Annotated in this window: 19 protein-coding genes; 10 read left to right on the top strand and 9 right to left on the bottom strand. The window is 71.3% G+C overall.

Features of this window, described 5'->3' with window-relative positions:
* Window positions 1-234: 234 nt before the first annotated feature.
* Together ACFWY9_RS13845 and ACFWY9_RS13840 are read left to right on the top strand one after the other, a co-directional pair.
* A complete protein-coding gene (locus tag ACFWY9_RS13845; RefSeq protein ID WP_378339002.1) occupies window positions 235-3,036 on the top strand; it encodes a LuxR C-terminal-related transcriptional regulator in 2,802 nt (933 codons plus the stop codon).
* A 142-nt stretch (window positions 3,037-3,178) separates the two neighbouring features.
* On the top strand, window positions 3,179-4,648 hold the full coding sequence (locus tag ACFWY9_RS13840) for an alpha/beta hydrolase (RefSeq protein WP_378339001.1): 1,470 nt from the start codon (window positions 3,179-3,181) through the stop codon (window positions 4,646-4,648).
* Between the two features lie 6 nt (window positions 4,649-4,654).
* Here the strand turns inward: ACFWY9_RS13840 and ACFWY9_RS13835 are convergent, their stop codons facing one another.
* Complete coding sequence (locus ACFWY9_RS13835) at window positions 4,655-5,131, bottom strand: nuclear transport factor 2 family protein (RefSeq protein WP_378339000.1); 477 nt, start codon at window positions 5,129-5,131, stop codon at window positions 4,655-4,657.
* 162 nt (window positions 5,132-5,293) lie between these two features.
* Window positions 5,294-6,055 carry a GntR family transcriptional regulator gene (locus ACFWY9_RS13830; protein WP_378325352.1) on the bottom strand — a complete coding sequence of 254 codons (762 nt, stop codon included), beginning with the start codon at window positions 6,053-6,055 and terminating at the stop codon, window positions 5,294-5,296.
* Between the two features lie 98 nt (window positions 6,056-6,153).
* Here ACFWY9_RS13830 and ACFWY9_RS13825 point away from each other — a divergent pair, with 98 nt between their 5' ends.
* Together ACFWY9_RS13825 and ACFWY9_RS13820 are read left to right on the top strand one after the other, a co-directional pair.
* Complete coding sequence (locus ACFWY9_RS13825; RefSeq protein WP_378325353.1) at window positions 6,154-6,426, top strand: hypothetical protein; 273 nt, start codon at window positions 6,154-6,156, stop codon at window positions 6,424-6,426.
* Window positions 6,423-6,680: a zinc finger protein gene (locus ACFWY9_RS13820; RefSeq protein ID WP_378338999.1), complete on the top strand. Its 258-nt coding sequence runs from the start codon at window positions 6,423-6,425 to the stop codon at window positions 6,678-6,680. Before ACFWY9_RS13825 ends, ACFWY9_RS13820 begins: the two co-directional genes overlap by 4 nt.
* Window positions 6,681-6,716: 36 nt before the next feature.
* Here ACFWY9_RS13820 and ACFWY9_RS13815 read toward each other — a convergent pair whose 3' ends face one another.
* Window positions 6,717-7,481, bottom strand: coding sequence for a crotonase/enoyl-CoA hydratase family protein (locus ACFWY9_RS13815; RefSeq protein WP_378338998.1), 765 nt, complete (start codon window positions 7,479-7,481; stop codon window positions 6,717-6,719).
* A gap of 15 nt (window positions 7,482-7,496) precedes the next feature.
* Entirely contained in the window at window positions 7,497-8,348 is an 852-nt protein-coding gene (locus tag ACFWY9_RS13810; protein WP_378325356.1) for a hypothetical protein, read from the bottom strand.
* Window positions 8,349-8,400: 52 nt separating this feature from the next.
* Here ACFWY9_RS13810 and ACFWY9_RS13805 point away from each other — a divergent pair, with 52 nt between their 5' ends.
* A complete protein-coding gene (locus tag ACFWY9_RS13805; RefSeq protein WP_378338997.1) occupies window positions 8,401-9,840 on the top strand; it encodes a PLP-dependent aminotransferase family protein in 1,440 nt (479 codons plus the stop codon).
* 16 nt (window positions 9,841-9,856) lie between these two features.
* Window positions 9,857-10,840 (top strand): zinc-binding alcohol dehydrogenase family protein, encoded by a 984-nt coding sequence (locus ACFWY9_RS13800; protein ID WP_378339010.1) that lies wholly within the window; start codon window positions 9,857-9,859, stop codon window positions 10,838-10,840.
* A 2-nt stretch (window positions 10,841-10,842) separates the two neighbouring features.
* Here ACFWY9_RS13800 and ACFWY9_RS13795 read toward each other — a convergent pair whose 3' ends face one another.
* The 3 genes from ACFWY9_RS13795 to ACFWY9_RS13785 all read right to left on the bottom strand — a co-directional run bounded on the left by ACFWY9_RS13795 (window position 10,843) and on the right by ACFWY9_RS13785 (window position 13,319).
* Window positions 10,843-11,649 (bottom strand): hypothetical protein, encoded by an 807-nt coding sequence (locus ACFWY9_RS13795; RefSeq protein WP_378325358.1) that lies wholly within the window; start codon window positions 11,647-11,649, stop codon window positions 10,843-10,845.
* 87 nt (window positions 11,650-11,736) lie between these two features.
* Window positions 11,737-12,675 carry an NADP-dependent oxidoreductase gene (locus ACFWY9_RS13790; RefSeq protein ID WP_378338996.1) on the bottom strand — a complete coding sequence of 313 codons (939 nt, stop codon included), beginning with the start codon at window positions 12,673-12,675 and terminating at the stop codon, window positions 11,737-11,739.
* 56 nt (window positions 12,676-12,731) lie between these two features.
* Entirely contained in the window at window positions 12,732-13,319 is a 588-nt protein-coding gene (locus tag ACFWY9_RS13785; RefSeq protein ID WP_378338995.1) for a TetR/AcrR family transcriptional regulator, read from the bottom strand.
* Between the two features lie 85 nt (window positions 13,320-13,404).
* Between ACFWY9_RS13785 and ACFWY9_RS13780 the strand changes: the two genes are divergently transcribed.
* On the top strand, window positions 13,405-14,337 hold the full coding sequence (locus ACFWY9_RS13780) for an aldo/keto reductase (RefSeq protein ID WP_378338994.1): 933 nt from the start codon (window positions 13,405-13,407) through the stop codon (window positions 14,335-14,337).
* A 40-nt stretch (window positions 14,338-14,377) separates the two neighbouring features.
* Window positions 14,378-15,043 (top strand): class I SAM-dependent methyltransferase, encoded by a 666-nt coding sequence (locus ACFWY9_RS13775; protein ID WP_378338993.1) that lies wholly within the window; start codon window positions 14,378-14,380, stop codon window positions 15,041-15,043.
* Here the strand turns inward: ACFWY9_RS13775 and ACFWY9_RS13770 are convergent, their stop codons facing one another.
* The gene (locus ACFWY9_RS13770) at window positions 15,044-15,862 is read right to left on the bottom strand and encodes a maleylpyruvate isomerase N-terminal domain-containing protein (protein WP_378338992.1); all 819 of its coding nucleotides are present in this window, start codon (window positions 15,860-15,862) and stop codon (window positions 15,044-15,046) included.
* Between the two features lie 64 nt (window positions 15,863-15,926).
* Window positions 15,927-16,640 carry a TetR/AcrR family transcriptional regulator gene (locus ACFWY9_RS13765; protein WP_378325367.1) on the bottom strand — a complete coding sequence of 238 codons (714 nt, stop codon included), beginning with the start codon at window positions 16,638-16,640 and terminating at the stop codon, window positions 15,927-15,929.
* A 128-nt stretch (window positions 16,641-16,768) separates the two neighbouring features.
* Here ACFWY9_RS13765 and ACFWY9_RS13760 point away from each other — a divergent pair, with 128 nt between their 5' ends.
* Together ACFWY9_RS13760 and ACFWY9_RS13755 are read left to right on the top strand one after the other, a co-directional pair.
* Window positions 16,769-17,056 (top strand): hypothetical protein, encoded by a 288-nt coding sequence (locus ACFWY9_RS13760; RefSeq protein WP_378325368.1) that lies wholly within the window; start codon window positions 16,769-16,771, stop codon window positions 17,054-17,056.
* 72 nt (window positions 17,057-17,128) lie between these two features.
* Window positions 17,129-18,752: IlvD/Edd family dehydratase (locus ACFWY9_RS13755; protein WP_378338991.1), on the top strand; the 1,624-nt coding region annotated here is incomplete at its 3' end.

The raw sequence follows: 18,752 nt of genomic DNA, 5'->3' as shown, positions 1-18,752 counted from the left end.
CGTAAGAGGTAAAAAGTGGCCGCCGCGGGAGTGGTCCGACTTCCAGGTCTTGACTTTTCCGCGTCGCTCCCGAGATCCTGCTCCGTGCACCTTCCGCCGGAACCCCGGATTGTCGCGGTGACCGGCGGATTTTTCTCGTTCGAGGCCGATACGGCCTGTGCGCTAGGGGAGGGTTCGGCTGGTTTCGGCTGCGCGTGAACGACGAGCGTCAGCAGCGATAACCGAAGGTTCATCATGGCGAACGCAGGGCGGGAATCGAATTCGTCGCGGCCGGTGCGCGGCCGCGCGGCGCAGCTGGCACAGATCACGGCGGCAGTGCGGGCCACGGCCCAGGACGCACGGGGCCGGATCCTCCTGATGGACTCCCCGGCGGGGAGCGGAAAAACCCGGCTGCTGCGCGAAGCGGTGTACCTCGCGGAGAGGCAAGGATTCTCCGTGGTCGACCGCATCACTTACGAGCCGCCGAAGGGCGGGGCACCTCCGCGACCGGCGGAAACCCGCACGACGGCGCGGGAGATCGACCGGCTGGCCCGGCACAGCGCGCGGCTGCGTGGCCTCGTGCGGGACCGGGTGCGCCAGGGGCCGGTCGCGGTCGTCGTCGACGACCTCCACGAGCTGGACGCGCTCACGTTGTCGACGCTCGGGAGCGTGATCGGCGAACTCGCCACCAGTCCGGTCGTCTGGCTCCTCGCCGCCCGCCCCGGCGACGGGCGGTCGCCACACGGTCTGCTGCTCAAGGCGCTGGCACGGGCCGGGCACGCGGAATGGATCCAGCCACTCGACGCGCTGCCCATCGCTGTGGTGGCGGAGATCGCGGGCGATCTGCTCGGTGCCCGTCCCGACCCGGACCTGGTGGCGCTGAGTGCGTGCCTCGACGGCTCACCCGGCGCGGTGGTGGCGTTGTTCGAGGGACTGCGGGCGGATCGGGCCGTCGAGTTCGACGGCGGGGTCGCGCGGCTCGCGGCAGGGGAGCTGACCCCGCCGTCCTCGGTCGCGGACGCGGGCACGCGGCTGCCGGACCGGTTCCTCGCGCTGATGCGTGAGCAGTTCGGCCGGTTGTCGATGGCGAGCAGGCAGTTGGTGCAGGTGGCGGCGGTGCTCGGCCGGTCGTTCACCACGCGGGACCTGGCGGAGATGCTCGACGAACCGCCGGCGGCCTTGCTGCGTCCGCTGTGGGAGGCACAGGCCGAGGGGATCCTCACCGGCCGGGGCGCGGGATTCACCTTCCGCGCGGATCTGCTCTGGCGGGCCGCGGTGGCGATGGTGCCCGCGCAGCTGCTCGCACTGCTGCACCGGCAAGCGGCGACGATGCACCTGGCCCGCGGTGGCGAGTCCGCCGACGAAGCGGCGGCGGCCTGTCATCTGGTCCGCTGCGCCGAGCCCGGTGACACCGAGGCGATCGCGACCATCGCCGAGGCCGCGAACCGGCTGCTGGCCGCCGCACCCGAAACGGCGGCCACGCTGGCACTGCGCGGCATGGAGATCACCGAACGCGGGGCGCCGGAGCACTTCGCGCTGGCCACAACGGCGATGACGGCGCTGATGCGGTCGGGCAGTCTCGACCGGGCCGCCGAGGTCGCCGACCGGGTCGTCGGCGGTGTCCCCGCCGGAGTGCAGGAGCAGTCGGTGCGCGCGAACCTGGCCACGATCATGGTGCTGCGCGGGGAGACACGGAAGGCGTTGTCGCTCGCGCCGGAACCGCGCCGGGCCCCGGACGACGAGCACGACTGCGGGCGGCCCTGCCCGGACGTGGTCCGGCTGACCGCACTGTCCTTTTCGGACTCGGAGGTCGCGGAGCGGACGGCGGACAGGCTGCTCGCCGAGCCGGGCGGCCCGCGGTGCGACGATCTGGTGGCGACCGCGCTGGCGGTCCGGGCGACGGCGTGCTGGAACGAGGGCCGGATCGGGGACGCGTTCCGCGCGATGGAGCGGTCCGTCGAGCGCTGGCGGCGTCTTTCCGGCGCTCTGACGGCGTATCCGTTGTGGCAGAAGGCCTGGATGCTCGTGCGGGCGCACCAGCTCGACGAGGCTGACGCGGTGATCGCCGAGATGAACGACGTCATCTCGGCGGCGGGCGTGAAGGTGGTGGCGTCGGTGCCGCTGGTCCTGCGCGCCTGGGTCCGGCTGCTGCGCGGCGATCTGGACGGCGCGGAGTCCGCCGCCGCCGAAGCGGTGGCGCACTTCCACGAAACACAGATGCTGCTGACCCTGCCCACGTTGCACGCCGTGCGGGTGCTGGTGGCGTTGCGGCGGGGCGATGTCGCCGTCGCGGGCAGGCGTGTCCGGTCGCTCGAGGAATCCGTGCCGAGGGAAGCGGTCCATCCACTGTGGACATTGCGCTGCCGCGTCGCGGCCCAGGTGCCCGCCGCCGGCGGTGACGCCGCGGCGGCGCTGGAAATCCTGCTCGGCGCGGGGGAACGTCGTGGGCTGATCCTGGCGGATCCGGCGGCCGCGGCGTGGTACGTCCGGACAGCGCTCACGGCGAACCGCCCCGACATCGGCCGCGAGTTCGCCGAAGCGGCCGAGCAGGTCAGCGCGGCCAATCCCGGGTATCCGGTGTTCGGCGTCGCCGCGAGCCATGCACGGGCGCTGCTGGCCAGGGACGCCGCGGCGATCGCGGAGGTCGCCGGGCAGTACCCGGACCCGTGGGTCCGCGCTTCCGCGATCGAGGACGCCGGTGTGCTCCGCTGCGGCACCGACCGCGCGGCGGGCATCGCCGAACTCGCCAGGGCGATGGCCGCCTACGAAACCGTCGGCTCGGCCTGGGACGCCGCGCGGGTCCGGCGGCGGCTGCGCGGCCTTGGGGTGCGGCGGCGGCACTGGAACCACGCGCCGCGACCCGAAACCGGCTGGGCGAGCCTGACCGACACCGAGGAGAAGGTGGCGCGGCTGGTGGCGCGGGGGTTGACCAACCGCCAAGTGGCCAGCGAGCTGTTCGTGTCCCCGCACACCGTGGGCTTCCATCTGCGGCAGATCTACCGCAAGCTCGGGATCCAGTCCCGGGTCGATCTCGCCAGGATCGCGCCCGGCCGCTGAAGTGCCGGACGCTACTCCGTTCGGCCTAAGCCGTGAGGATGAGGTGAACCGGCCTGATGGCCGATGAATCGCTCTCGCCGCTGTGGATAGTGTCGGTTTCTCCCTGACAGGCACCAAAGCCCGTCAGGGGGAAGGGAATCTCATGCGACGTTCTCTGCTTTCCGGTGCGGCCGCGCTGGCGCTCGCCGCACCACTGCTGATCGCCGCTCCGGCGTCGGCGAGTCCACCGGCCATCGACTGGAAACCCTGTGCCGACGCGCCCGGCGTGGACTGTGCGCGGCTCGCCGTCCCCCTCGACTGGGCCAGACCCGGTGGCGAGCAGATCGAGCTGTCCCTGGCCCGGCGCAAGGGGACCGGTGCCGGGGAGAAACTGGGCACGCTGATGTACGGGCCCGGCGGGCCTGGCGGAGCGGGCGCGAAGGGCCTGAAACACGGCAAGATCCTCGCCGATCCGGTCTACGACCATTACGACGTCGTCAGCTACGACTCGCGGGGGATCGGCGAGAGCAAGCCGATCGCCTGCCCGGACGGCCCCGAGCCACGGGAGTGGCCCACCACCGAGGAGCAGTTCCGGGACCTGACGGCCAAGAGCAAGCAGTACATCGCCGACTGCCGCAAGCTCAGTGGCCCGATCTACGACCACGTCGACACGCGCAGCGACGTCCGGGACATGGACGCCATCCGCGCGGCGATCGGCGAGCGCAAGCTCAACTACTACGGCGTCTCGTACGGGACGCTGCGGGGCCAGCAGTACGCGGAGGCCTTCCCCCGCAACGTCGGGCGGCTGGTCCTCGACTCGACGATGGACCACAGCATGACCAGCAACTGGGACTTCGTCCGCACCGAAAGCGTCGCGCGCGAAGAAGTCTTCCAGCAGTTCGTGCGGTGGTGCGCCGACAAGCCGGAGTGCGCGCTGCACGGCCAGGACGTCGAGAAACTGGTGCGGGAGCTCTACGACCGGGCCGACGCGGGCACGTTGCCGGATCCGGATGATCCGGCGCAGAAGTACGACGGGCCCCGTCTGGCGGCGCACATCGAGAGTTACACGCTGTCCGAGGAGTTCGCCGTTCTCGGGACCTTCCTGAAGACCCTCCGTGACAGCGGGACCAAGCCGGAGCTGCTGGCCGCGGCGCCGACCGCCCCGAACCCGACCAGGGCCATCTGGTGCAACGACTGGGCATACCGGGTGTCCGGATACGAGGAGTTCAAGAAGCTGGACGACGGTCTGCGCAAGGTTTCGCCGAACATCCGCTTCAACGGCTACAACCCGTGGGCGCTGGTGTGCGCGGGCCAGCCCGCGCCGGTCAATCCGCCGCACAAGCTCACGCTGAGCCGGGATGTGCCGCCGCTGCTGATCACCAACGCGCGGCACGACCCCGCGACGGCCTACCCGTGGGCGAAGTCGATGGAGAAGCAGACCGGGATGACGCTGGTGACCTACGACGGTGGCGGGCACGGGATGTACTTCGTGAGCAAGTGTGAGCGGGAGTACATCCATCAGTACCTGTTCACCGGCGCGGTACCGCCGCGCGGGACGCACTGCGCGGTCGAACCCCGTCCGTCGTCGGCGCGGGCGGAACTGCCGGTGCCGCCGGACGTGGCGACGTTCTGATCCTTGTCAGGCTGCTCGGCGCTCCCGCGATTCCGCGGGGGCGCCGAGTACGTAATCGCGGGCTTCGGGGCCACCGAAGGCGTCCAGCACGACCAGCGGATTCCAGAAGTCGCGAAGCAGGGTGATCCGGGACTTCCTGATATACGCCACGGAAAGGTAGGTCTGGGTGAACGCGCGCCGGGTCGTGACCGCGACGCCGCGGCTGTGGTATTCGGCGATCACCAGCTCGGGGTCCTCCGTGGCGTGGAACGTGGGCGGGGAGAAGCGAGCTTTGGCGTGTTGCCGGATGTACCGCGGATATTCGTGAAGGTCGCGGTGCCCGGCGTAGCGCCAGGGGATGCCAGGCGGGCAGAAGGCGAGTTCCAGGGCGCCGTCCTCGTCGAACAGCTCCACCCACTCACGGACCCGCCCGGCCGCGAGAAGCCGGAGGTGCCGGGTGAAGAGCGCTCTGGCGTTTTGGCGGACCTTGTGCGTGCTGCTCATGGCTGCGGTCTTCCTCGCCGGGGCGCCGGGCTGACCGTCGTGGGGCGGGCCCGGCCGGGATACGCACCAGTGTCCCGGGGCGGGGCGCGCGCGGACTACCTCCGGGCTGCGCACTGTCCCGCACCGTCCATAAGCGACGGACAGGGGAAAGCGCCGGACCGATCAGTCCGCGGGCCACTCGTATGACAGTTCGTATCGGTCAGCGGCGAGCACCATGTCGTTCATCTCCACCGGCTTGCCGTCCTCGGTGTAGGCCACCCTGGTCACGGTGATGACCGGAACTCCTTCCGCCACCTGCAACAGCGTCGCCTCATCCGGCGTCGGCATCCGAGCGCCGACGTGCTCCACGAACGAACCGAGCCGATGACCGGATTCCTCAAGGCGCGCGTACGCACCGCCGGGTCCGGTGTCGACGTCCTCGATCGCGGTGCCGCGCGTCAGCTCGCGCGGAAGGCGCGACACCGCCAGTTGGACCACCAGCCCGTCGGCTCGCATCACCCGATCTCTCACCGTGATCTCGGCGCCTTCGTCGATGGCGAGATGGGTGGCTGCGCGTTCGTCGGCCTGCTCGAAGCGGATCTTCACGGAGGTGGACGGCGTGAAGCCGCGCGCGGCGGCATCGGCGAGGAACGCGCCACGGTTCCGCTCGCGAGCGGCGCGGGAGAGCCTGGAGCGGGCGATCCGCTGGATGCTGGCCGGTGGTCGCACGAAGACACCTCGGCCGTGTTCGGAAGTGACGAGCCCTTCCGATCGCAGCATGTTGACGGCGTCTCGGACCGTCGGACGCGAGACGCCGTAGGTGTCGACGAGTTCGCGTTCGCTGGGTAGTTGCTCGCCGGGTGGATAGTCCCCGGCGACGATCTTCTGCCGGATGTCCGCTGCCACCTGGCGAAACGCGGGTACACCGCTTCTCCGATCGACCATGCGCGCCAGTATCGCACTTGTCAGCTTGTCTTGACCAGTTGGCCTTTTCGTGCCACGGTACTTGTCAGGACGTGATGGCCAGTTGGGTGGGAGTGGACATGGCAGGACGCGGCTGGCGCAAAGAATGCATCTCGCGGACCGTCGACATGACGGGCCGCGAAATCGAAATAACGACTGGTGTGACCCGAAGCCCTATCGACGGCCAGTTCGTCGCGGTGATCGCATTCGACGACCGCCCGACGCTCCTCCTTGATGAGCGGTTGCTCGACCTGCTGGATGCGAGCGGCAGGCATTCGATCCAGGACGCTTTGAACGAACGACTGAAGGAGGCCGTCGAGCGGCGGCGCGCACAACGCGGCGGCTCGCGATGAACGCGCTGATCTACGTCAATCTCGACGCGGTCCATCCGGTCGTCGACGGGATATGGCACCGCGCGCGGTTCAGCCACGTACCGCGGCCTGGCGAGGCGATCACGATGCTGTGTGGCGTGTCCGTCGTCGCTGAGTTCGACCAGGGTTGTCAGCGGGACACACACGGCGTGCCCCGCCAATGCTGGGATTGCGATCTCGTGTACCGCCGCGAGCATGGCATCGATCCGCCACCGAGGCACCTGCTGCCCCGATGACTCCTGGGCAGCACCGTCCACAAGCGACAGACGAACCTACCGGCGAGTGAGGAAGCGCTCGACGCCGCTGGGCACGCCGTGGTGCGGCAACGTGGCGGCGAACCAGGCGGCTTCGACGCCGAGGCCCTCGTCGATCGGCAGGTTGATCCCGCGCGTCACCGCGGCGAGGCACGCGCGGACGGCGGCGGGGGAGTGGCGGACGACGCGCCCGGCGAGTTCACGCGCGGCGGGCAGTAGGTCGTCGTGGGGGACGACGGTGTTGACGAGGCCGAGTTCCGCGGCGCGGTCGGCGTCGATCGGGTCGCCGGTGAGGATGAGTTCGAGGCCCCGCTTGCGCCCGACGTGCCGGGGCAGCCGCTGCGTCCCGCCGAACGGAGGCGGAAAGCCCAGTGTGATCTCGGGTTTCGCGAAGGTGGCGCGTTCGCTGGCGATGGCCAGCGGAGCGGCTTCGGTGACCTCGCAGCCGCCACCGTAAGCCAGCCCGTTGACCGCCACGATGACCGGCTTGGGGAACTCCTCGATACGGCGGGTGAGTCCCTGTCCGCGGCGCACGATCTCTCGTAGTGCCGCCTCGGCGCCGCGCCCGATGCTGCCCGCGAGATCACCGATGTCGGCCCCCGCGCTGAACGCGCGATCCCCGGCGCCGGTCAGGATGACCGCGCGGATCGCGGCGTCCGATTCGAGTTCGTCGAGAGTGCGTACGAGGCGGTCGATCGTGGCGTAGTCGAGGGCGTTGAGCTTCGCGGGCCGGTCGATGGTGATCGTGGCGACGGCGTCGTCGCGGTCGAGTGCGATGGTCATGGCTTCCTGCCGGGGTCAGGGGCGCGGTGCGCCGATCGGGTTCGGGACGGGGATGACGCCGGTGTCGACGAGGTGGCGGCTCAGCGGCGCGGCCAGCCGGATGACTTCGTCCACACCGGACTCGCCGAGGGTGGCCACCGGATCGGCGGCGAGCCGGTCGGTGGTGTCCTCGACCTGCCTGCGCAGCACGCCACCGCTCTTGGTGAGCCTGCCGGTGCGGTCGAGCAGCCCGCGCGCCACGAGCCTGCGGCGGCTCTCGTCCCAGTCGGCGTCGCTCCAGCCACGGTTGGGCTGGATGATCTCGCGGGTGACGTTCCCGGTCGCGATGTGCGTGAGCGTCGCGTCGAGGCCACGCAGCCCGGCGTGCACCGCGGCGATGACGTGCCCGTCGCCGCGGTGTTCCCGCAGCACGGTCGCCGCGAGCCAGAGCCTGCCCGTCACACTCTCCGGGCGCCGGACCCGCGACCAGCCCGCCGCGAGCGGACGGCCCTCGTAGCGGCAGCCGTCGACGGCGCGTTCGAGGAGTTCGACGAGCCGGTCGTGACCACCTGGCGGCAAGAGCCGGTCGAGGGCTGCGGTGACGGCGTCGATCCGGCTCGCGAGCACGGCGTCCGGCGCCGCGTACGCCCACGCGTCGGGCAGCGCCCGCTCGACCATGCCCGGCGCGAAACCGAAGAACATCGACGTCACCGGGGCGGCGCCGAGCGGGCCGAGCGGGGCGATCCGGCCGGCGAAGTAGCCCATCCACCAGCCGCGGAGGCCGAGCGCCCTGGCGACTTCGGCGGGTTCGGGTGCGAAGTACACGGTCGCGTGCAGGGGTTCGAGCGCTTCCCAGAAGCGCCGGGCGAGGGTCGGGCTGGGGTCCATGTGCTCAGCGTGCCGGTTGCGGTGGCCGCCGAGACAGGGCCAATCTGAGAAAATGGACCAGGATCTGGGGTGGTGGGTGCGCGTCGCGCTCGACGGCTGGGACGCTCGTCCCGGTCCGCGCTATCGCCGGGTGGCCGAGGGCGTCGCCGCCGCGATCGAACGCGGGCTGCTCTCCGCGGGCGACCGGCTGCCCGCGGAACGGATCCTCGCCGAGGGCCTCGGGCTGAGCCGGGGCACGGTGGTCCGCTGTTTCGACGAACTCGCCGACGCTGGACTGGTCGAGCGCAGGCAGGGCGCGGGAACCTACGTCCGCGCGCGGCCGGCCTGGACCCAGGCGCCGAAGCAGAGCCCGGCTTCCGCGCTGCTGCAACGAAGACTGGACGAGGATCGCGAGACGATCGACCTCTCGCTGTCCGTCCCCGCGGGCACCGAGCACCTGCCCGAGGTCGCCGCCGGTGTTCAGGCGGACTGGCGGGGCCATGGCCTGCATCCGGCGGGGCTGCCGGCACTCCGGGCCGCGCTGGCCACGCACCTGACCCGGCGGCTCGGCCTGCCCACCACCGCCGATCAGCTCATCGTGACGTCGGGAGCGCAGCACGCGTTGACGCTCGTGGCCGCCGCGGCGGTGTCCCCGGACCGGACCGTCATCACCGCGTGCCCCACCTATCCCGGGCTCGCCGGGGCGCTCGCGGGCCGGGGCGGCAGGCTGCTCGGCGTCGGAGTGGACTCGCTCGGGATCGACGTCAACGCCGTACGCCGCGCGGCGGGCCGCCTCGCCGCGCCGGTGATCTACGTCGATCCGTGCGGGCACAACCCGACCGGCGCCGTGCTGACGCGGTCGCGGCACGAGCCGCTGCTCGCCGCGGCGCGTTCCAGCGACGGGCTCCTCGTCGAGGATCTCGCCCAAGCGGGCCTCGCCCTCGACGAGGACCCCGAACCGGTGCCGCCGCTCGCCGCGTCCGACGACTCCGTGGTCGCGATCGGCTCGCTGTCGAAGATGTTCTGGGCGGGACTGCGGATCGGCTGGATCCGCGCGCCCGCCGCGTTGCGCGGGCACCTTCTGCGCCTGCGATCGGCCAACGACCTCGCACCGGGTGTCCCGGGGCAACTGTTCGCCGCCCGGCTGCTGGAGGCCGTCGACGACGCTTGGCACGGACAGCTCCGCGCCGCGCTGGCGGCACGCCGGGACCTGCTGGTGAACGCGATCAGGCAGCGGCTGCCCGCCTGGGCTGTCGAGCCGCCGGCGGCGGGCCTGTCGCTGTACGCGCGATTGCCGTTGGCGGACAGCGAAACCTACGCGCATCGGGCGGCGCGGTACGGCGTGCTGGTCACCCCGGGCGCCGCGTGCTGCGTCGACCGGCGGCACTTCGCCGGTGTCCGGCTTTCGATAGCGGAATCCCCGCACACCCTCGAAACCGCGGTGGACCGCCTCGCCGCGGCCTGGGAGGACCACAGCCGCGACGTCGCCGCCACCCGCCCGCCGGGCGGATAATGCCGGGATGGCGGAGATGACCGCGTGGCGTGTGGACCGTCCGGGGCCGATGGCGTCGGGGCCGCTGGTGCGGACTCGTGAGCCCGTACCAGCACCGGGCGAGGGCGAACTGCTGGTGCGGGTCCTGGCCAGCGGTGTCTGCCGGACGGATCTGCACGTGGCGGAGGGCGATCTGCCCGTGCGCCGCCGGGGCGTCGTACCGGGACATGAGGTCGTGGGCCAGGTCGTGCATGCTTCGGCGGGCTTCGCGGTGGGGGACCGGGTCGGCGTTGCGTGGCTGCGGGGGACCTGTGGCACCTGCCGGTTTTGCGCGCGGGGCGCGGAAAACCTGTGCCCCGGCTCGGTGTACACCGGCTGGGACGCCGATGGCGGGTACGCCGAGTACTGCGTGGTGTCCGCCGCCTACGCACATCAGCTGCCCGCCGGGTATTTCGACGTCGAACTCGCTCCGCTGCTGTGCGCGGGCATCATCGGCTACCGCGCGCTGGAACGCGCCGGGCTGCCCGAAGGCGGACGGCTCGGGATCTACGGCTTCGGCGGGAGCGCGCACCTCGCCGCGCAGGTGGCGCTCGCCCGCGGCGCGCGGGTGCACGTCATGACGCGGAGCCCGCGCGCCCAGGAACTCGCCCGCGACCTCGGCGTGGCCTCGGCACAGGCGGGCACGCCACCCGAACCACTGGACGCGGCGATCCTGTTCGCCCCGGCCGGTGATCTCGTGCCGCCCGCGCTCGCGGCGCTCGACCGCGGGGGAGTGCTGTCGATCGCCGGGATCCACCTCTCCGAAATCCCGGCACTCGACTACCAGCGGCATTTGTTCCAGGAGCGGGAAATTCGCAGCGTCACAGCCAACACACGGCAGGACGCGACAGATTTCCTGCGCTTGGCCGGTGAACAGCGGCTGCGAGTCAGCACGATGCCGTATCCGCTCGCCGAAGCCGACCGGGCGCTCACCGATCTCGCCGGAGGCCGGGTCACCGGTGCCGCGGTGCTGGTGCCGTAACGTCACGTGTTCCGGTCGTGGCGCCCCGCGATGAGCTCCTGGACCCAGATCTTCGCCTTGACCACCGGGATGCGCAGCCGCTGTTCGCGCCACAGCGCGCGTTTCGCCTTCGCGCCCGACGCGGGATAACGCCAGCGTGCCCAAGGCGAGTTCGGCCGGGCGAGCCGCACTGCCCCGACGAACAGCAGGACCGGCACGAAAAGGCCGATGAGCCCGCTCCAGATCTTGCCCTTCAGCAGGGTCACGATGGCCAGCCCGAGGTCGCCGGCGATCACCAGCGTCCGGGTCAGATTGCCCTCTTCGGGACCGATCTCGACGAAGATGTCCACCACACCCGGCCGGAACCCGAGCAGCAGCAGCCCGGCCAGCGCGATCGCGACGAAGACGGCGTCGACCGAGACCCGGCCCTTCTCCGACCAGTAGACGTCCTTGAGGTGCAGGATCAAGGCGAACTCGTCGAGCACCAGTGCCGAGCCGACGCCGAACAGCCCCGCCATGACCGCGCGCCAGACCGTCGATTCGTCCGGGATCGCGTACCCGGCGACGCCGCCGATCAGCATGAAAACGACCCCGAACACGACGTGGTGCAGGTGCAGCCCGCCCGGGGTGATGTTCTTCGGCCACCACCGCACGTTCGCGCGGATGAGCCGGACCGAGAGCCGGATGAACCCGAACGCCAGCACCATACTGACGAAGAAGCAGAGCAGCTGGAGCCGGTGGGAATCGACGATGGTGTGCTGGAACCACGTGCCCGCGGCGCTCGATTCGGCCGGGGTGCGGGCGGTGATCCGGAGGGCGGCGCTGTCCACACACCACGGTAGACCGGGCGGCTCCGCCGGTGCCAACCCGCCCCGCACCCCGCTCGATCAGTCCGGAGTGGACGGTCCGGCGCGCCGTCAGAACTCGAAGACGAGACGGCCGCGCAGCCCGCCACGTTCGAAGGCCCGATGGGCCTCGGCGGCTTCCTCCGGCCGGTACGTCCGTGCCACGCGCAGGCGCAGCACGCCTTGTTCGGCCAGGTCACGGAGCCGCTCGAGGGCCGCGGTGACCCGGACGTCGTCGCTCACCCGGACGCGGTGCACCGTGATCCCGCGTTCCGGCTCGCCCTCGAACGGGCGGACCACGGCAAGCACCCCGCCGTCGCGGATCGCGGGCAGGATCGACGGCCCGACCAGCGCCGCGTCGACCACCCCGGCCACGCCGCCGGGCGCCACCTCACGGATGCGCGCGGCGAGGTCGTCCCCGCGCGCGACGACCTCGTCCGCGCCGAACTCGCGCACGAGCGGTTCGTCCGCGGGAGAGGCCACCGCGATCACCCGGAGGCCCGCCTCCTTGGCCAACGGGATCACGTATCCGCCGACCGCCCCGGCGGCTCCCGTTACGGCCACCGTCCGCCCCGGCGCCGGTTTCAGCACGTCGATCGCCTGCCGTGCGGTGAGCCCGTTCATCAGCAGCGTCGACGCCGCGACGTCGTCCACTTCGGACGGTGCGCGGACGACCGATTCGGCCGGTACCACCACGTACTCGGCGTATCCGCCGCGACGTTCGCCGAGCGGGACGACGACCGCGATGACCCGCTCACCGAGCGCGATCGGCGTCGTGACCCCCTCGCCGATTTCGTCGAGCACCCCCGCGACGTCCATTCCCGGCACGTACGGCGGCGCGAACTCGAACCGCTCGGCGAGGCCGCCCTCGCGCAGCACGATGTCGGCGGGATTGACCGCCGCGGCCCGCACCCGCACGCGGACCTCGCCCGGACCGGCGTGTGGCTCCGGGAGGTCGAGTACCCGCAACACCTCTGGCCCGCCGTAGCGCGTGACCGCGATTGCCTTCATCCGTCCCCAGCTTTCGTCGGCGTTCGTCTTCAACGACGACAACGGAGGCGTCCCGGCTATTCCGCTCGCGGGCGGACCGCGTCGACGACGAGGTCGAGCAGGCGGCGGATCTGCTCCGGCGTGTTGGTGGCCGACGTGGAGAGGAACACGCCGAGCAGCATCGCCGTGACGTCGTCGGGTTCGACGTCCGGGCGGAAAACGCCGGTGGTCACCCCGGCCGCGAGGATCTTCCCGATCGCCCCGGTGATGCGCTCCCGGGTCGTCGGCGTCGGCGGGCCGGACAGGCCCCAGCCGGTGCGGAGCGTCGCGATCATCCCGCGCTTGGCCGCGCTGAACTCCGCGTACCGGTCCATCCACGCGCGGAGCGCGTCCTCGGGCGGGTGCCGGTCGAGCAGTGTGGAGGCGCTCGTGACGACGTCGTCGAGTTCGGCGGCGTACACGGCTTCGACGAGGGCTTCGCGGGTGGGGAAGTGGCGGTAGAGCGTGCCGATGCCGACACCGGCCTCGCGGGCGATGCCTTCCAGCGGGACGGAGTCGTCGGCCGCTGTGAAGGCAGCGCGGGCGACCGCTATGAGCTTCTCGCGGTTGCGCCGCGCGTCGGCGCGGACGGGCCGGCCGGCGTCCGGCGGTTCGGGTGGAGTCAAAGCGGAGGCACCTCCGGTTGTGTTACCGTCGACTGAGCGGAGGGTCCTCCGCTTTGCTCATTCTCGCACGAAGGACGGAGCGTCCATGTCTTCTTCCCCCGAGGTCACCGCCACCGGCGCACCACGCCCCGGTGGCGCGGGCCTGCTCGCGGGCCACATCGTCTCCCGCGTCGGCTATGGCGCGATGCAGCTCGAACGCCTGCGTGGCGACCGCACAGCCGCCGTCGCGCTCCTGCGCCGCGCGGTCGAACTCGGCGTCGATCACGTAGACACCGCCGAGTTCTACGGCGACGGCCTGGTCAACGGTCTCATCCGGGAGGCGATCCGCCCCGAGGACGGCGTCGTGGTCGTGAGCAAGGTCGGTGCCGATCCCCATCCGGGCGGTCCGATCCCGCTGCGTCCCGCGCAGCGGCCCGAACAGCTCCGGGCGAGTGTCGAGGCCAACCTGGAAAGCCTGGGGACGGAACAGATCCCGGTGGTGAACCTGCGCCGTCTCGACACCAGGCCGGGGCTGCTCGCCGAGGGCGACCAGGTCGTCGACGTCGACGACCAGCTCGCCGTGCTGACGGCGATGCGGGACGAAGGCAAGATCGGCGCGATCGGGCTGAGCGCGGTGACCCTCGACGTGCTGCGCCGCGCGCTTCCGGCGAGCATCGCCTGCGTGCAGAACTGCTACAGCCTGGTCACGCGTGAGGACGAGGAGATGCTGCGGCTGTGTGTCGCCGAGGGAATCGCGTGGGTGCCGTTCTTCCCGCTCGGCGGCGCGTTCCCCGGCGTCCCGAAGGTGAGTGACGAGCCCGCGGTTCTCGCCACGGCGCGGGCTCTCGACGTCACTGCCGCCCAGATCGGACTCGCCTGGCTGCTGCACCACGCCCCGAACGTGCTCCTCATCCCGGGCACGGCGGACGCCGGTCACCTCGAGGCGAACCTCGCGGCGGGCGCGATCCGGTTCGACGACGCCACGCTCGCGTCGCTGGACGCCGTCCCGTCGCGCTCGGCGGACGTGCTGCTCGGCTGACCCTCGTGTCCTCAGTGGACAGCCGTGCGACGATGGGACGATGTCCGAGCGACCAGGAATTCCCGCCGAGGATCCGTTCGGCGGCAGGGAACCGACGAGTCACGAGCGACAGGCGGGCCAGCCCTGGGACACTTCGTACCACGACGGCCCCGCGCCCTGGGACGTCGGCGAGCCGCAACCGGCGATCGTGCGCCTGGCCGCCGAAGGGGTCTTCACCGGCGCGGTTCTCGACGCCGGCTGCGGCACTGGCGAAAACGCCCTGCACATCGCCTCGCTCGGCTTGCCGGTTCTGGGCGTCGACGTGGCCGAAACCGCGCTGGCGATCGCGCGGGAGAAGGCCGGAGCCCGTGGTCTCGGGGCCGAGTTCCTGGCGGCCGACGCCTTCCGATTGGACCGCCTGGGCCGCGTATTCGACACAGTGGTGGATTGCGGCCTGTTCCACACCTGCGACGCCGACGAGAAGCGGGACTACGTGACAAGCCTGGCGTCGGTGACCGAGCCTGGTGCGACCCTGTATGTGCTGTGCTTCAGCGACGTCGGCCCCGCCGAGAGCCGCGGCCCGCATCCCGTCGGCAGGGAAGAGCTGACAGCGGCGTTCGGCCGGGACACCGGTTGGCACGTCACGGCGATCGAGCCGGAGCGGATCAAGACGCGGTTCGATCCGGACGGCCCACCGGCCTGGCTGGCGAGAATCGAGCGAAGCTAGCTACGCCACGATCGCGAGCCAGGTCGTCACGGCCGTCGTCAATTCGGCGTCGCCGCTCAGCTCGGCGCGACGCCGTGCTTCGGCGACCGTGATGCCCCGGGTCGCGAGCCGCCATGCCGTGTCCTGGTCCATGACCACGGTCGCGGCGGGGTCGCCGCCATTCACGTCGGCCAGCTGCCACGCGGTGTCGTCGCGCAGACATACCCACCGGCCGCCCGCGGGGCCGGTGATCTCCACCAGGACCGCGGTGCCCGTCTGCCGGTCCTGATCGCGCAGCGCGATGGGAAGAGCGTGCGCGAACGCGGCGAGGACGGGGTGCAGCAGCGTGGGTTCGTCGGCGCCGGGCCGGGACACGGCGTCGCGGATCTGCTGCTGGTGCACCCAGAATTCGGTGTAGTCGCGGGCGATGTCCAGCCAGGCCGGGCTTTCGCCGGGCCCCGCCCACGAAACGTTGAGGTGGGCCGGGCCCCTGAGGTCGGTGTCGGCCCAGACGGCGTCGAGCTGCGGGCCGAGATGGGCGAGCAGGTCGATCATCGTCCGCGGGCTGCACTGCCGTGCGGCGCGGACGAATTCCTCGTTGGTGCGGGCGAGATAGGCGGGCAGCGTCTCGTCGTCGGCGAACACCGCGCCGGGGTGGCCGTCGCGGCTGCCCGAGATGCGCCGCAGGTAGTCGTTGAGGATGTGCGCGGTGACGTCCTGCACGTCCCAGCCGGGACACACGGTCGGCTTCGCCCAGTCGGCCGCGTCGAGCGAGGCCAGCAGGTCGAGCAGCGCCCGCCGTTCGAGCGGATACAGCGGCCGGGTGTCCAGAACGGTCATGAGCACAGTGAACCGGCAGGGCCGGATCGGCGCCATTCGTTTTCCCGTATGTCCACTGTGGACGCTACGGCAGGGAAGCCGGGAAGATCCGGTCGAGGTGGTAGCCGAGCAGGTGCCGGACCTCCTCGACACTCCGCCGTTCGTGCAGGATGTCGATGCTCAGGCCGATGACACCGGATACGAGCAGATCCGCCTCGTAGCCGGGGTCGAGCTCGCGACCGGCCAGCCCGGTGCGCCGGCCCTGCCGGATGAGGCCGGCGACGAGGTCCTCCAGCGGATGCTGGTTGTGCAGGAACACCGCCGCCAGTGCGGGATCGGTGAGGCTGCGCGCGTAGTAGGCGCTCAGGACGCGCAACGACGTCCGGCGTTGTTCGTCGAGAGGCAGGAACTCGTCGAGGACGGCCGCCAGCAGGGCGCGCGGTCCGAGCGCCTCGGTACCGGCTCGCTCGCGGCCGCGGGCGTTGTTCTCTTCGTGCAGCATTTCCAGCGCCGACACGAGCAGCTGGTGCTTGCTCTCGAAGTGGTACTGGACCACGCGGAGGGAAACGCCCGCCTCGGCGGCGATCTCACGCATGCTCGCCGCTTCCAGCCCTCGTTCGGCGGCGATACGCCACACCGCTTCGGCGATCTGATGCCGTCGCGGCGATCGGGTGTCCCGTTCCGGAGGCGCCGGGACGGGCGGGTTCTTCCGCTGCCGGTACGCCTTGGCCTGACAGGAACGAGAGCAGTACGTGGGTGGCCTGCCGCGCTCCCCGGTCGGCAGCGGGGTCCGGCACACCGGGCAGCGCCGCCGCTTTTCGTCACGTGAAGGCCGGGAAGCCGTGACGGAAATTGTGTGACGTAAAGGCACTTTCACCTGCTTCTAATCCAGAATTCGCGATATCCGAATGATACGTTCGTAACGTAATGATCGACAACAGGGGAGCGGACGAAATGGACGAGGGCTGGTACCGGCTCGGGATGGCGGTGGTGGGCATCGCCGGGTTCTGGGAAGGCGTGATGGCGATCATCTTCCGGCTGTTCACCGACAAGGAGCCGTCGGTGATGTCGGCGGCCAACTACCTGCCCGCGCCGTGGTGCTACGTCGTGGCGGGCGGCATCGTGGTCGTCGCGTTCGCGATCGTCGCGGCACTGGACTCGGCGCACAAGAAGGTGTTGGCGCGCAAGGGTTCCCGGGAGAACAGCCAGGCCTGACGGGCGGTGCTGTCCCGGTGCCGATCTTCGTGGTTGACTGGCGGTGGTGTTCCCTGCGGGAGGAGAACGACAGTGCCGTCGCCGACGTCGCCACGCAGCGCCCAGTGGTTTGCCGCGGAAGGGCGCAACGGGTTCATCCACCGGTCCTGGATGCGCAACCAGGGTTTCGCCGACGACGTCTTCGACGGGCGGCCGGTGATCGGCATCGCGAACAGCTGGTCCGAGCTGACCCCGTGCAACGCCCATCTGCGCGAACTGGCCGAAGCGGTCAAACGCGGGGTGTGGGAGGCGGGCGGCCTGCCGCTCGAATTCCCCACGATGTCGCTCGGTGAGCCGCTGATGCGGCCCACCACGATGTTGTTCCGGAACCTGATGGCGATGGAGGTCGAGGAGACCATCCGGGCCAACCCGCTCGACGGCGTCGTGCTGCTTTCCGGCTGTGACAAGACGACGCCCGCCCAGCTGATGGGCGCCGCGAGCGTCGGCCTGCCCGCGATCATGCTGACCGGCGGCCCGATGCTGAACGGGAAGTTCCACGGCGCGGACATCGGCTCTGGCACCGACGTCTGGCGGTTCCACGAGGAGGCGAGGGCGGGCCGGATGAGCGGTGCCGACCTCGCCGAGGCCGAGTCGTGCATGTCCCGGAGCCGCGGGCACTGCATGACGATGGGCACCGCGTCGACGATGGCGTGTCTCGCCGAAGCGCTGGGTATGCAGCTCACCGGCGCGGCCGCGATCCCCGCGGTCGACTCCCGGCGGTTCGCGCTCGCCCAGGCCACCGGACGCCGCGCGGTCGGGCTCGTGGCCGAAGACCTCCGGCCGGCCACGATCCTGACGCGCGCGGCGTTCGAGAACGCGATCCGGGTGAACGCGGCGCTGGGCGGTTCGACCAACGCCGTCGTGCACCTGCTCGCGCTGGCTCGGCGGCTCGGCGTCGAACTCACCCTCGACGATTTCGACGCGCTCGCCCGCGACGTCCCGGTGCTCGTCGACCTGATGCCGTCGGGTCGCTTCCTGATGGAGGATTTCGCTTACGCGGGCGGGCTTCCAGCCGTGCTGGACCGGCTGCGGGACGTACTGCACACCGACGCGCAGACCGTGACCGGGCGCAGCCTCGGCGAGAACGTCGAAGGCGCGCGGTGCTGGAACGACGAGGTCATCCGCACCAGGGAGCAACCGTTCCGGCCCGCCGGTTCGGGCACGGTGGTGCTGCGCGGCAGCCTGTGCCCGCGCGGTGCGGTGCTCAAGATCTCCGCCGCGTCCCCGCGGCTGCTCCGGCACCGCGGGCAGGCGCTGGTGTTCGACCGCATCGAGGATTACGTCGCGGTGTGCGAGGACCCGGGCCTGCCGGCGGGCGAGTCCACCGTGCTGGTGGTCCGCAACGCAGGCCCGCGTGGCTATCCGGGTTTCCCCGAGGTCGGGAACATGCCGATGCCGCGGGTGCTGCTCGAGGCCGGGATCGACGACATGGTCCGGATTTCCGACGCGCGGATGAGCGGCACCGGCTACGGCACCTGCGTGCTGCACACCGCACCCGAGGCGGCGATCGGCGGGCCGCTGGCGCTGGTCCGGACCGGTGACTGGATCTCACTCGACGCCGAGGCGCGCAGGCTGGATCTCGAAGTCGGCGACGAGGAACTCGCGCGGGGGGGGGGGGGGCGGGGTCGCGCGGCCGGGGGGGGGGTGAGCGCGGGTG

This window comes from Amycolatopsis sp. NPDC059027 (assembly GCF_042739735.1).
In the GTDB taxonomy this organism is placed as follows: Bacteria; Actinomycetota; Actinomycetes; order Mycobacteriales; family Pseudonocardiaceae; genus Amycolatopsis.
Note: the sequence above shows the minus strand (reverse complement) of the source record. Positions and strands in the feature narration are given on the sequence as shown.